General features: G+C 41.4%; 10 protein-coding genes. All 10 read left to right on the forward strand.

The annotated features are described in order from the left end of the window. Positions 1 to 73 precede the first annotated feature (73 nt). The 10 genes from C427_RS09135 to C427_RS09170 all read left to right on the forward strand — a co-directional run bounded on the left by C427_RS09135 (position 74) and on the right by C427_RS09170 (position 13,828). Positions 74 to 2,893 (forward strand): 2-oxoglutarate dehydrogenase E1 component, encoded by a 2,820-nt coding sequence (locus tag C427_RS09135; RefSeq protein ID WP_007638306.1) that lies wholly within the window; start codon positions 74 to 76, stop codon positions 2,891 to 2,893. Between the two features lie 9 nt (positions 2,894 to 2,902). Further along, the gene (odhB, locus tag C427_RS09140) at positions 2,903 to 4,393 is read left to right on the forward strand and encodes a 2-oxoglutarate dehydrogenase complex dihydrolipoyllysine-residue succinyltransferase (protein WP_007638307.1); all 1,491 of its coding nucleotides are present in this window, start codon (positions 2,903 to 2,905) and stop codon (positions 4,391 to 4,393) included. Positions 4,394 to 4,516: 123 nt separating this feature from the next. Then, a complete protein-coding gene (sucC, locus tag C427_RS09145; protein WP_007638308.1) occupies positions 4,517 to 5,683 on the forward strand; it encodes an ADP-forming succinate--CoA ligase subunit beta in 1,167 nt (388 codons plus the stop codon). Further along, positions 5,683 to 6,555, forward strand: a complete 873-nt coding sequence (gene sucD, locus C427_RS09150; RefSeq protein WP_007638309.1) for a succinate--CoA ligase subunit alpha — start codon at positions 5,683 to 5,685, stop codon at positions 6,553 to 6,555. The genes sucC and sucD overlap by 1 nt, the downstream gene beginning before the upstream one ends. Positions 6,556 to 6,711: 156 nt before the next feature. After that, positions 6,712 to 7,182, forward strand: coding sequence for a cupin-like domain-containing protein (locus tag C427_RS28170; protein WP_015430722.1), 471 nt, complete (start codon positions 6,712 to 6,714; stop codon positions 7,180 to 7,182). A gap of 8 nt (positions 7,183 to 7,190) precedes the next feature. Next, a complete protein-coding gene (locus tag C427_RS28175) occupies positions 7,191 to 7,454 on the forward strand; it encodes a cupin-like domain-containing protein (protein WP_015430723.1) in 264 nt (87 codons plus the stop codon). Between the two features lie 66 nt (positions 7,455 to 7,520). Then, complete coding sequence (locus C427_RS24035; protein ID WP_015430724.1) at positions 7,521 to 7,727, forward strand: hypothetical protein; 207 nt, start codon at positions 7,521 to 7,523, stop codon at positions 7,725 to 7,727. Positions 7,728 to 8,294: 567 nt separating this feature from the next. Then, the gene (locus C427_RS09160; protein WP_007638310.1) at positions 8,295 to 11,159 is read left to right on the forward strand and encodes a TonB-dependent receptor; all 2,865 of its coding nucleotides are present in this window, start codon (positions 8,295 to 8,297) and stop codon (positions 11,157 to 11,159) included. 122 nt (positions 11,160 to 11,281) lie between these two features. Continuing rightward, entirely contained in the window at positions 11,282 to 12,772 is a 1,491-nt protein-coding gene (locus C427_RS09165) for a tryptophan halogenase family protein (protein WP_007638311.1), read from the forward strand. Between the two features lie 39 nt (positions 12,773 to 12,811). Further along, positions 12,812 to 13,828: a tryptophan 7-halogenase gene (locus C427_RS09170; RefSeq protein WP_081589014.1), complete on the forward strand. Its 1,017-nt coding sequence runs from the start codon at positions 12,812 to 12,814 to the stop codon at positions 13,826 to 13,828. Positions 13,829 to 14,154 lie beyond the last annotated feature (326 nt).

A 14,154-nucleotide genomic window follows, 5' to 3' on the forward strand; every position in this document is an offset into this window, starting at 1 on the left:
GTTTTACTAATAATAAAATACCGTGTGCTTCGGCACACTTATTCGCAGGTCTGATTAAAACCAAGGGACGACAATGCAGCAAAGCGTGATGAAAGCATGGTGGGATTCTTCTCACATGGCTGGTGGCAACGCAACTTATATAGAAGAAATGTACGAAGCGTTTTTAGATGATTCACAAAGTGTGTCTGATGAATGGCGAGACATTTTCGAAAAGTTACCTAAACTTGATGGAGTAGAAGTTGAAACCAAGCACAGTCTTGTTCGCGACCAATTTCGACATCTAGCCGCACTGGGTCCAGCCTCTCGAGTTAGTTCAGCTCAGTCAACTGCAAGTGGCAGTGATGAAAAGCAGGTTAAAGTATTACAATTGATTAATGCCTTTCGATTCAGAGGCCATCAACATGCTAATCTTGACCCTCTCGGGCTGTGGAAACAACCAAGGGTCAGAGACTTGGAACTTTCACACCATAATCTTTCTGAAAAAGACTTTGATACCACGTTCAATTTAGGTTCTTATGCCATCGGCAAAGAGTCTATGCCTTTGGGTGAATTATTTGACTCGCTTAATCGCACCTATTGTGGCTCCATCGGTACTGAATACATGCACATTACCGATACGGATCAGAAACGTTGGTTGCAACATCGTATCGAATCCGTTCAAGCTAAGCCTGAAGTTGCTCGCGAAGATAAAATCAATCTTCTTAAAGGTTTAGTGGCCGCGGACGGAATGGAAAAGTATCTTGGCGCTAAATTTCCCGGTGCGAAACGTTTTTCTCTTGAAGGCGGTGACTCATTAGTACCTATGCTCAAAGCTCTGATCAGTCATGCCGGTAGTAATGGCACTAAAGAAGTTGTTGTGGGTATGGCACACCGAGGTAGGATCAATACATTAGTGAATGTACTGGGGAAAAATCCGTCGGTACTTTTTGATGAGTTTTCCGGTAAACATGATGATTCGCTAGGTGCTGGTGATGTGAAGTATCACGCAGGTTACTCTTCCGATTTTGCCACACCAGGCGGTAACTTACACTTAGCATTGGCATTTAATCCATCGCATCTTGAAATTGTTAACCCAGTTGTTATTGGTTCTGTTCGTGCTCGATTAGACCGACGTGGGTGTTCTGATGGTTCGTTAGTTTTACCTATTACCATTCACGGTGATGCCGCTATTGCGGGACAAGGTGTGGTGCAAGAAACTTTTAACATGTCGCAAACTCGTGGTTTCCAAGTGGGTGGCACAGTACGTATTGTAATTAATAATCAAGTAGGTTTTACCACTTCTAAAACTGAAGATGCACGCTCAACGCAATATTGCACTGACATTGCGAAAATGGTTCAGGCTCCTATATTTCATGTGAATTCTGACGACCCTGAAGCGGTATTGTTTGTAACAAGACTTGCCTTAGATTATCGAAACCAATTTAAACGTGATGTGGTAATTGATTTAGTTTGTTATCGACGTCATGGACACAACGAAGCTGACGAACCAAATGCAACTCAGCCAATAATGTATCAAAAAATTAAAATCCATCCTGTGCCACGTAAAATCTACGCAGACCAACTTATCGCTGAAGGTGTTATAGAAGCACACGAAGTAAAAAAATTGGTGAGTGATTATCGTGCTGCACTCGATCACGGTGCTTGTGTGGTCGAAGAATGGCGCCCAATGACTGAGCATTCAGTGGATTGGTCCCCATTTCTTGGACATGATTGGGATGTTAATTACGACAGTTCAATCAGCGTAGATCAAATTAAAGAATTAGGCGAAAAGCTGTGTACTTTTCCCGCTGATTATACACTTCAATCACGTGTTGCTAAGTTATATAAAGACCGAGTCTCAATGATAAATGGCGAAAAAGCACTAGATTGGGGGATGGCAGAAAACTTAGCTTACGCCGATATAGTTACCAGAGGCAGTAATATACGTATGACAGGGCAAGACTCTGGTCGTGGTACTTTTTTCCATCGCCATGCAGTCTTGCATAATCAAACTGATGGTTCTGATTATATACCTTTGGCTAATATGAACGACGATCAAGGTAAAATGGAAATATACGATTCTGTCTTATCTGAAGCAGCGGTTGTTGCTTTTGAGTATGGTTACGCAACAGCAGAGCCCGGTACACTGACTATTTGGGAAGCTCAATTTGGTGACTTTGCTAACGGTGCTCAGGTTGTGATCGATCAGTTTCTAAGTTCTGGTGAAGCCAAGTGGGGACGTTTGTGTGGATTGACTTTGTTGTTACCTCACGGTTATGAAGGTCAAGGACCAGAGCATAGTTCTGCCAGGTTAGAGCGTTTCTTGCAAATGTGTGCCGATCATAATTGGCAGGTATGTGTACCTTCAACGCCAGCTCAAGTATTTAACATGTTAAGGCGTCAGGCATGTCGCCCGTTACGTAAACCGCTCATCGTCATGTCACCTAAGTCTTTATTGCGTCATCCTTTAGCTGTATCAAGCATTGAAGAACTAGCTGAGGGTGTGTTTCATAATGTTATTGACGAAATAGATGACATTGTGTCAAATAAAGTTAAACGTGTTGTGATGTGCTCAGGCAAAGTCTATTACGACTTGTTAGAGCAGCGCCGCAAGAACGAACAAACCGACGTAGCTATTATTCGAGTCGAACAACTATATCCTTTTCCTCAAGCAGAATTTGGTCAAATCATGAGTAAATTCAAACACGTTAAGGACTGGGTATGGTGTCAAGAAGAACCTCAAAACCAAGGTGCTTGGTATTGTAGTCAACATCATTTTCGGACTGCGTTACCCAGAGCTGCCACGTTAACATATGCCGGTCGAAACGCCTCTGCTTCTCCAGCGGTAGGTTATATTTCAGTTCACAACCAACAGCAAAAAGATTTGGTTGATGATGCATTAACAATTAAATAAGGAACCAGTATGACAATAGAAATAAAAGTACCGGTGTTGCCCGAATCAGTGGCAGATGCATCCATCGCTACCTGGCATGTAAAGGTAGGTGACAAAGTGAGTCGCGACCAAAATCTTGTAGATATTGAAACAGATAAAGTAGTGTTAGAAGTTGTTGCACCTGCAGACGGCGTTGTCAGTGAAATTTTTAATGCTGAGGGCGACACGGTGTTAGGTGAACAAACTATTGCTAATTTTGAGGAAGGTGCGGGTGCGGTCGCAACTGAAGCCGAAGCTCCTGCTCAAACTAGTGAAAAATCAAGTCAACCATCAGCTAATAAGGGTGAGTCAGTGGAAATTAAGGTACCTGTTCTGCCAGAGTCAGTGGCAGATGCAACAATTGCAACTTGGCATGTTAAGCCCGGTGAAGCTATTTCTCGTGATCAGAACTTAGTTGATATCGAGACTGATAAAGTAGTGTTAGAAGTTGTGGCACCTGCTGATGGCACATTAAGTGAAATTTTAGCGCCCGAAGGCGAAACAGTAAACGGTGAGCAGGTGATTGCGCACTTTATCGCCGGTGCTGTTGCCGCTGCACCAGCTACCAGCGAAGCCTCTGGTTCAACTGACGAAAATGATGCCCTTAGCCCTTCTGTTCGCAGACTATTAGCTGAGAAAGGCTTAGATGCTTCTAATATTAAAGGCACAGGAAAAGGCGGTCGAGTTACTAAAGAAGACGTTGAAAAATCTTTACAAGCCCCGGCAGCTAAATCATCTGCATCTGCAGAAGCAGCACCAGCACCAGTTGTTGCATTAGATAACCGAACCGACAAACGAGTACCAATGACACGTTTGCGCAAGACTATCGCTACGCGTTTGTTAGAAGCAAAAAATAGCACCGCTATGTTGACTACGTTTAACGAAGTGAACATGAAGCCAATTATGGATTTGCGTAAGCAATACCAAGAAAGTTTTGAAAAACGTCACGGTATTCGTCTTGGCTTTATGTCTTTCTATGTAAAAGCCGTAACTGAAGCGCTTAAACGTTTCCCTGAAGTAAACGCCTCTATCGATGGTGATGATATTTGTTATCACAATTATTTCGATATCTCTATTGCTGTATCAACCCCTCGTGGATTGGTAACACCAGTACTTAAAGATACTGATTCGTTAGGAATGGCTGGTATTGAAGGTGGTATCAGATCACTGGCACTTAAAGGTCGTGATGGTAAGTTAACTTTAGCTGAGATGCAGGGTGGTAACTTCACTATTACAAATGGTGGAGTGTTTGGTTCGTTGTTGTCGACACCTATTCTGAACCTTCCACAAAGTGCTATTTTAGGTATGCATAAAATTCAAGATAGACCTATGGCAGTGAACGGTAAAGTTGAAATTTTGCCAATGATGTATTTAGCATTGTCTTATGATCACCGCATTATTGATGGTAAAGAGTCTGTTGGCTTTTTGGTGACCATCAAAGAAATGTTAGAAGATCCAACACGTCTTTTATTAGATGTGTAACTAATCGAGGCAGCTGAGGACTAACCCTAGCTGCGTCTTCGTTGTTATTGTGTTACATAACGACATAAAAAATAAAGCGGCTTACTAGCGGCTTTTTTCTTACATTAAACGGGTAGAAAAACCATGAATTTGCATGAATATCAAGGCAAGCAGTTATTCAAAGAGTACGGTTTGCCAGTCTCTGACGGAATAGCAGCTTCGACTCCAGAAGAAGCTGTAGCGGCAGCTGATAAAATTGGCGGCAGTGAGTGGGTAGTTAAATGCCAAGTTCACGCAGGTGGCCGAGGTAAGGCTGGCGGCGTAAAATTGGTCAAAACTAAAGAAGAAATCAAAGCCTTCGCTGAAAAGTGGTTAGGCAAAAATTTAGTGACTTTTCAAACTGATGAACATGGTCAGCCAGTCACCAAAATTTTGGTTGAAACCTGCACTGATATCGCAGATGAGTTGTATTTAGGTGCGGTTGTTGACCGTACTTCTCGTCGCATTGTTTTCATGGCGTCTACTGAAGGCGGTGTTGAAATTGAAACTGTTGCTCATGAAACACCTGAAAAGATTTTAAAAGCTGAAATCGATCCTATTGTCGGTGCACAGCCTTACCAAGCCCGTGAAATGGCGTTTAAATTGGGCCTTAAAGGCGTACAGATTAAACAGTTCACTAAGATATTTCTTGGTTTAGCAAAAATGTTTGTGGACCTAGATATCGCCCTTATCGAAATCAACCCTCTAGTGATTAAAGCTGACGGTGATATTCACTGTCTAGATGCTAAATTAGCTATCGATGGTAACGCTGTTTATCGTCAACCTAAAGTAGCAGCTATGCACGATCCATCACAAGATGATGCTCGTGAAGCAGAGGCGGCTAAATGGGAACTTAACTATGTAGCACTAGACGGAAACGTTGGCTGTATGGTGAATGGTGCCGGTCTTGCTATGGGAACTATGGATATTGTTAACTTACACGGTGGCAAGCCAGCTAACTTCCTTGATGTGGGCGGCGGTGCAACCAAAGAACGTGTTGCTGAAGCATTCAAAATCATTCTTTCTGATAGCAACGTGAGTGCTGTACTAGTGAACATATTTGGTGGCATTGTTCGTTGTGACATGATTGCTGAAGGTATTATTGGCGCAGTTAAAGAAGTAGGCGTTAATGTTCCCGTTGTTGTTCGTTTAGAAGGTACTAACGCTGAACTAGGCCGTGAAGTATTAGCTGCTTCAGACCTAGATATCATAGCTGCAAGCAGTCTGACTGATGCCGCTAAATTAGTTGTTAAAGCCGCGGAGGGCAAATAATGTCTGTATTAATCAATAAAGACACCAAAGTTATCTGCCAGGGTTTTACTGGCGGTCAAGGTACTTTCCATTCAGAGCAAGCTATCGCTTATGGTACAAAGATGGTTGGTGGTGTAACTCCTGGTAAAGGCGGCACTACGCATCTTGGTTTACCTGTATTTAACACAGTACGAGAAGCGGTTGAAAAAACTGGTGCTACGGCCTCTGTTATTTATGTACCAGCTGCATTCTGTAAAGATTCAATTGTTGAAGCGGCTGATTCTGGTATCGAGTTGATCATTTGTATCACTGAAGGTATCCCCACTATCGACATGTTGTTTGTGAAAGAATATTTGACCGTAAAAGGCGTTCGAATGATAGGTCCAAACTGCCCAGGTGTTATCACTCCTGGTGAATGTAAGATTGGTATCATGCCTGGTCATATTCATAAGCCTGGTAAAGTAGGTATTGTTTCTCGCTCTGGTACTTTGACGTACGAAGCAGTTAAACAAACTACTGACGAAGGTTTCGGCCAATCTACTTGTGTAGGTATTGGTGGCGACCCTATCCCTGGTTCAAACTTTATCGATATTTTGAAATTGTTCCAAGAAGATCCTAAAACTGAAGCAATCGTTATGATTGGTGAAATTGGTGGTTCTGCTGAAGAAGAAGCAGCTGAGTATATTAAAGCGCATGTGACTAAACCTGTTGTTTCATACATTGCTGGTGTTACAGCACCTGAAGGCAAGCGTATGGGTCACGCTGGCGCAATTATCGCCGGTGGTAAAGGCACCGCTGATGAGAAATTCAAAGCGCTAGAAGCGGCAGGTGTTAAAACTGTTCGTTCTTTGGCTGATATTGGTAAAGGTTTGCGCGAAATTACTGGTTGGTAAACTTCGTACTTAACCATGTTAAATACTACAACCCGCCATAAGGCGGGTTTTTTGTATCTAGGGTTTTGCTTTCCTTAAGTGGTAAGAAAACATAAGACGAAAAATTTTGTTAATGTGATAATAACTTCAACATGATGCTTATGTACCTAAAATCTTATGCCTATTAATACTCAAAAATCTATTTGTCAGTTAGAAAACTTGCCCAAACCTCGAGAAGTTAGCGGTGTAAACAATGAAACGTTTAATGAGCAGGTGCTTGAATATTATGAGCCAGTGGTGCTGAGAGGATTTGCCAGCGATTGGGAAATAGTACACTTAGCAAATAATTCACTGGACGCTGTAGCCAATTATCTTTGCAAACACGATAGTGGTAAAACTCAACGACTAGTTACAACGCCGACTGCAGCTAACGGTCGCATGTTTTATAATGAAAACTTAGATGGCATGAATTTTAGCGTGCAACAAACATCATTATCATCGAGTATCAAGCAAATGTTACGGCGCCCCGAAGGTCATGGGTCTGAAAACTATTGTATACAAAGTGTCAGCGTTCGCGATAACTTGCCACTGTTAGAGGAAAAAATTTCCTATCCATATAAAATAGCACCCGCTCTTTTATATGGATAGGTAACCAAATGACCGTAGCGCCTCATTTTGATGAGGCCAGTAATATTGCAGTAGTCGCAGCAGGAAAACGACGCTTCACTTTTTTCCCTCCCGAACAGATTAAAAATTTGTATATTGGACCGCTAGATTTTACCCCCTCAGGTCAACCTATCAGTCTGGTGAATTTAAGAGATCCCGATTTAAAGCGCTTTCCTAGATATGAGGAAGCCTATAAAAATGCCATGTCAGTCGAGTTAAATCCTGGTGACGCGATCTATATTCCATCACCTTGATGGCATCATGTTGAGTCACTGTCTAAATTCAATGTGTTGGTCAATTATTGGTGGAGTAACGCCTATGTGTCCAGTGCACTTCCGTTTCCAATGTTAATACATGCAATACAAGCTTTAAAGAACCTGCCTCAGGGCCAAGTTAATGCTTGGGAAAGTATTTTAGAGCATTATCTTTTTGATCGGTCTGTTGACCCTGCAGCTCATTTGCCAGCTGGTACCGCAGGTATTTTAGGAGACTTAACACCGCAAAAGGCTACTCACCTGCACAAGTAGCTAGTTAACCAACTTGGTTAATATTGTTTATAAAGGTAGCTACGGTGTTTTTAAAAAGTTGTCATTTATTAAGGTTTAGTAACGTAACTTGGTTATTTTTTTAGTGAAATTATATTTAAATTTGTTATAAAAACTGCTGCTAAGTGGTTTTTTATTCCTTACTGGTTGCCTTCGTATTATTAAAACGGTGAATAAAACACCATAATAGTTAGTTGTTATCGTGTTTTCGACGGATAACTTATTATTAACATGTTATTTCTGTTATCTATTTTCGAATTGATATAATTAACAATTACATCCTCATTTTGGTGTTTCCTCTTGAAGTAAATTATTATAAAACAATAAGTTACATTTATTAATCCTGAGTGAGAATTCATTTTGTTTGTTGTCTTTCTGTTAACCGTTTGTTGAATGACTTTATTGAATACGTATGTATAGCGTTGAGCTGTAAGGCGGCTTGAAGGTAATATCCTGCTTAGAATAAACGCAAGTGTAAGAATGTATTGTCGGTCTTTGCCGTTTGATTCATTTTAATCATTTGATAACTACCAAGAACGGGACACACACATGAAACAATTTAAACCCAGCTTAATCCAAGCGGCACTTATTACCAGTGGATTTGCTTTCAGCATTTCATCTGCACTTGCTCAAGAAACTGCGGCAGACGATAATTTAGAGGTCATTCAAGTATCTGGTATTAGAGGTAGCTTAATGCGAGCTCAAGCACTCAAAATGGACAACACGTCTATCGTTGAGGTTTTGTCTGCTGAAGATATTGGTAAGTTACCTGATACCAGTATAGCCGAATCATTGGCGCGTTTACCCGGTTTAGCAGGTGAACGTCGAAATGGCCGAACCAGTGGTTTATCTATTCGTGGTTTCAATGAAAACTATGTGGGTACTTCACTCAATGGTCGAGAATTGTTGGGAATGGGAGACAACCGCGGGGTTGAATTTGATTTATATCCTACTGAAATTATTTCTAATATCGTCGTTTATAAAACACCTGAAGCAGGCCTGACCGTTCAGGGACTAGGTGGTACAGTTGATTTGCAAACTGTTAATCCAATTGGTCAAGAGCGCTCGATTACTTTTAACGGTAACTACGAGAAAAACCAAAAAGATTCGGCTAACCCAGATTACGATAATAACGGACACCGTTTGTCCTTTAACTATATTGATTCATTTGCAGACGACACTATTGGTCTTGCATTAACATTAGCAACAATGGAAACGCCGCGTCAGGAAGAGCAATTTCGTGGCTGGGGTTATGCAACGGTTAATCAAGATAGCCCTAGAAGAGATTTAGATATTACCCCTTCTTCTGCCGGAGACGTCGTAACAGGTGGTCATGATTCATTTGTTCGTTCGGCAATGCTTGAACGTGATTCAATTGCAGCCGTTATTCAATACGCACCGAATGATAAACTCAATATTCAAGTTGATGCGCTGTATATCGATTTTGAAGAAAATGATGTTAGACGCGGCCTCGAAGAAGGCGGAGCTGAGTGGGGTGTGGGTGACAATTACCAAATCACAGGTGTTGAAAATGGTTTAGTTACTTCGGGTAATTATGATGGGTTTTATTCTGTTGTTCGAAATGACGCTAGAAGTCAAGAATCCAAACTAACCACTATAGGCTTGAATCTTGAGTATGAGATAAATGATAGCTGGACTGCTGAGGTTGATTATTCAACAGGTGATGTTGATAAAACTATATCCGATATTGAAAGCTATTCTGGTGTTGGACGTCCTGGAGTAAACCCTGATCGCCCATTAACAGCCCGTTCATGGCAGCAAACTGATACAGGTGTGACGTTTAGTGATCACCCAACTATCGCACCGCTAGACTTAACTGACCCGAGCATTATTCGTTTAGCTGGGCCACAGGCATGGGGTGGAAGTTTAGCTCCAGTTGAAGCTTTCCAGGGCATTGATGGCTTTGATCCTAATACTGCACAAGACGGATTTGTTAACCAACCTACATTTGATGAATCATTAGATTCGTTGCGTTTCCAAGTGAATGGTATCGTTAATTGGGGAATATTTACTGCGCTTGAGGCTGGGGTTGTTTATTCGGATCGTTCAAAAACCAAGACCAATAATGGTGCTTACCTAACTGCTCCTACTTGGCCTGATGATGGTCCGATTCCTGATGTGGTTGGTGTGGCCGATTTAAGCTTTATTGGCATTAATGGTGTGTTGGCTTATGACAGCTTAGCCTTGTTCAACAGTGGCTACTACACAGTCACAGATGCAGCTGATCTCGAGACAGCTCGACAGGGCGACAGCTATACTGTTGCAGAAGAAACAACCACGTTATTTGCAAAACTGGATATAGATACCGAAGTCGCAGATATGCTCCTTAGAGGTAACATAGGCGTGCAAGTCGTTAAAGCAGATCAGTCATCTAGCGGTTTTGATACCGTTATCGGGCCTAATTTGTACGTACAAAAAACCCCTGTAGAAGGTGGTGATTCTTACACTGATGTATTACCCACTTTAAACCTGAGTTTAGAAATCGCTGACAATCAATTTATCAGAACTGGTTTGGCCAAGGTTTTAACTCGCCCCAGAATGGACGACATGAGACCGAATAACCAAGTGTCATTTTCATTTAATGACAGTAATATCCTGAACTCTACCCTAGGGAATGGTGCATTTTCTGGCAGTGCAGGTAATCCATTGTTAAAACCAATAGAAGCGAATCAGTTTGATTTGTCTTACGAAAATTATTTTGCTGATGATGGATTCTATGCTGTTAGTTTCTTTTATAAAGACCTAAAAAATTGGCATGAAAGTGGTAATACGGTAGCTGATTTCTCAGAGTCTTATATTCCTGGTTACCATGACTCATCAGGTGCTCACGATATAGATAATGATGGTGTAGAGGACGGTCCTTTACCACCACAAACATTCTTAGGTGGAGTATCATTCAGACAAGACGGTCTTCAGGGCTTTGTTAGAGGTTGGGAACTACAAGGTAGCGTACCAATGAGTATTATTCACGAAGCTTTAGAAGGGTTCGGTGTGGTTGCCAGTGCGACTTTCCTAACCGGTGAATTCGATGATGGTTCACGTATTCCTGGTTTATCAGAAGAAGCCTACAGCTTCACTGCCTACTATGAAAATAGTGGTTTTGAAATTAGGGTGTCAGGTACCAAGCGAGATGAATTCTTTTCGGAAACTCGTGGCCTCAGCCTCAGCCTAGTGGGTGCTACTGACAACGGTGGCGAACAATGGGATGCGCAAGTGGGTTATGATTTTGCTGAATCTGGCATCGAAAGTCTGGAAGGTTTACGTATTACGTTACAAGGGCAAAACTTGACGGATGAGCCCACCATTCAATCAAATGGATCGGATTCACGTCAAATTACTCAATACCAAAGCTACGGACGTAACTTCTTATTAGGTGCAAATTACTCCTTCTAAAAGGTAAATAAAGCTTATCGATAAGCTTTATTTTATCAGACGGGCAGCGGTGTTAAGCGGTTGCTAGAATAAATAACCCCAGTTAGCATAAGCAACTGGGGTTTTTTTAAGAAAAGATTAAAATGAAAAATGTCATCAAAAAAGTTGTGATAGTAGGTGGTGGAACAGCCGGCTGGATATCTGCAGCGCTACTTAAAAGAGTTATAGGTAACTCCCTAGAAATTGAATTGATTGAATCTGAAGCTATTGGCACGGTAGGAGTGGGTGAAGCCACTATCCCGCCTATCAGGTTATTGAATAATGTACTGGGCATTAATGAGGCAGAGTTTCTACGAGAAACTAAAGCCACCATTAAGCTGGGTATTCAATTCGAGAACTGGCGCGTGAAAGATGAAAGTTACTTTCATTCCTTTGGGGCCCCAGGTAAAAGTATGGCATTTTGCCAATTTCATCATTTTTGGAAACGTTCACAGTTATTGGGCGATACCAGTAGTTTATGGGATTATGACTTAAATTATTTGTGTGCCATGCAGGGTAAATTTGCACAGATAAACAGTAAAGATTCCATTTTAGAATTACCTTATGCTTATCATTTTGATGCTTCATTATATGCTAATTTTTTACGCAAATTTTCTGAAAAAATGGGCGTCAAGCGAACAGAAGGTATAGTCCAGCAAGTTGCTTTAAACAATGAATCTGGGTTTGTTGAAAGCTTAACCTTAAAGGATGGACAGGTCATTGCGGGTGATCTTTTTATCGATTGTTCGGGGTTTAAGGGCTTGTTAATACAGCAACAATTAGGAACCGGATATGATGACTGGAGTCATTGGTTACCCTGTGATCGTGCTGTAGCCATTCCTTCAGAACGCTTTGAAACTACACTGCCTTATACGCGCTCTATTGCGCATTCAGCCGGATGGCAGTGGCGAATTCCATTGCAGCACCGCAATGGCAATGGTTTGGTGTATAGCAGTGCTCATTATACTGATGCTGAAGCGACAGACTTATTATTGTCTAATCTGGAGAGTAAACCGTTAGGCGATCCAAACCTTATACAATTTAAAACTGGTAGACGCCGCAAACAGTGGAACCGAAATGTGCTGGCAGTGGGGCTTTCGAGCGGTTTTTTAGAGCCACTTGAGTCGACCAGCATTCACTTGATTCAATCTGCAATTGTCAGACTCATTCATCTGTTCCCCCATCAGGGAATAGACAACTCAGTGGTTAACGAATATAACCAACAATCAAAAGTTGAGTTTGAACAAATACGTGACTTCTTGATTTTGCATTACCACCTGAATGAACGCAATGATAGTCAGTTTTGGCGTGATTTGCGGAATATGGAAGTGCCTCAAAGCTTACTGCATAAAATTCAGCTTTTTGCTGATTCTGGCAAGATTTTCCGAGAACAGAATGACTTGTTTTTGGAAAGTTCCTGGATACAAGTCATGCTTGGGCAAGGCATTATTCCAAAGGATTACCACCCCATCGCTAATAATATTAGTGACGAAAAGTTATTTGAAATGTTAAAAAGCATCAAAAACATTAAGCATGAACCCCTATCCAAATTGCCTTCTCATGATGACTTTTTAAAAAAATACTGCGAACTGTAAAATGAAAGCCCACTTACACCCGCGAATTTTCCGTTTAGAATGGAGTATGGCTATCATTTTGATTCTCATCTCCTTGGACATTTTTTGGCTGAACGTGCCGTTTCAAAAGTTGTTGTTCATAGGCAAGAAAAAATCACTGATGTAAGTATCAATGATAACGGCAATATTGCGGCACTCGTCACTGAAAGTGGAGAGCATATAAGCGCCGATTTTTTTGTTGATTGCAGCGGCTTTTCTGCTTTTTTGATGCAAAAAACACTAGGTGTTAAGTTTAATAGTTATAAAGAAAACCTGTTTAATGATTCGGCAGTGGTTCTACCCACAGCCATTACAGATAACATCCCTGTTGAAACCCAAGCTACGGCCTTGTCTAACGGCTGGTGTTGGAAAATCCCGTTAACTAACCGTTATGGTAATGGTTATGTGTACAGTGCCGATTTTATATCCAGTGATGCGGCTGAAATTGAACTTCGCTCCCATCTTGATTGTTTGCATGGCAGTCAAAGTGCCCGCCATTTGAAAATGAAGGTGGGTCAATTAGATAAACATTGGGAGCGAAACTGTCTGGCATTAGGCTTATCACAAGGATTTATTGAGCCTTTGGAAGCCACCGCGCTTCATTTGGTACAAATTTCTATTGAGCTGTTTATCACGGAATTTGAGAACGGTGGTTTTGGAAATACCCATCAAGCCGCATATAACAGCAAGATGAGTCAACGATTTGAACGAGTCAGGGATTACATCGTGGCTCACTATAAATTAAATACCAGAAATGACAGTGAATACTGGCGTGCTAATAGAAACAATCCCAAAATATCAGACTCCCTTGGGCAACTTCTAGATGTATGGTTTAACCGAGGCGACATGGAAGTCGAAATAGAGCGTCAGAATCTGTCGTCCCATTTTAACTCTACATCTTGGCACTGTTTATTAGCCGGTTATGGTGCATTTCCTCCATTGGCGGCGAAGCAACCTAATCAGGGTGACTTATATAAAGACCAAAAAATTCAGACTTTCTTGCATAGTTGTAGTTTAAATTTCGATCCTAATAAATAATATCGACTGGTTGTAGATAGAGGGCCAACAGGTTGCAAATAGAGTATAAATACCGCGCACTTTCATGTTTGGAATGTGACGTGCTTTATTTGTGGTTACTCGAATATGTCAGTGTATCAATGTCACTTCATTGCCTGAACCTCAAAGGCTGGGGTGCCAAATGCTAAAATATTAGTTAGCTACAGCGGACTGCTTCTCGATAATAAACATGTTCATGACATATCCTAACCACTATTTGCAAATTTTCTTGTCACTCATAAAACTTACTTCCCGCAATTAGAATTTCTTGTAGCCTAAAAATATTTTCCCTTACAGACCGGTAATGT

The organism is Paraglaciecola psychrophila 170 (genome assembly GCF_000347635.1).
Lineage (GTDB): Bacteria > Pseudomonadota > Gammaproteobacteria > Enterobacterales > Alteromonadaceae > Paraglaciecola > Paraglaciecola psychrophila.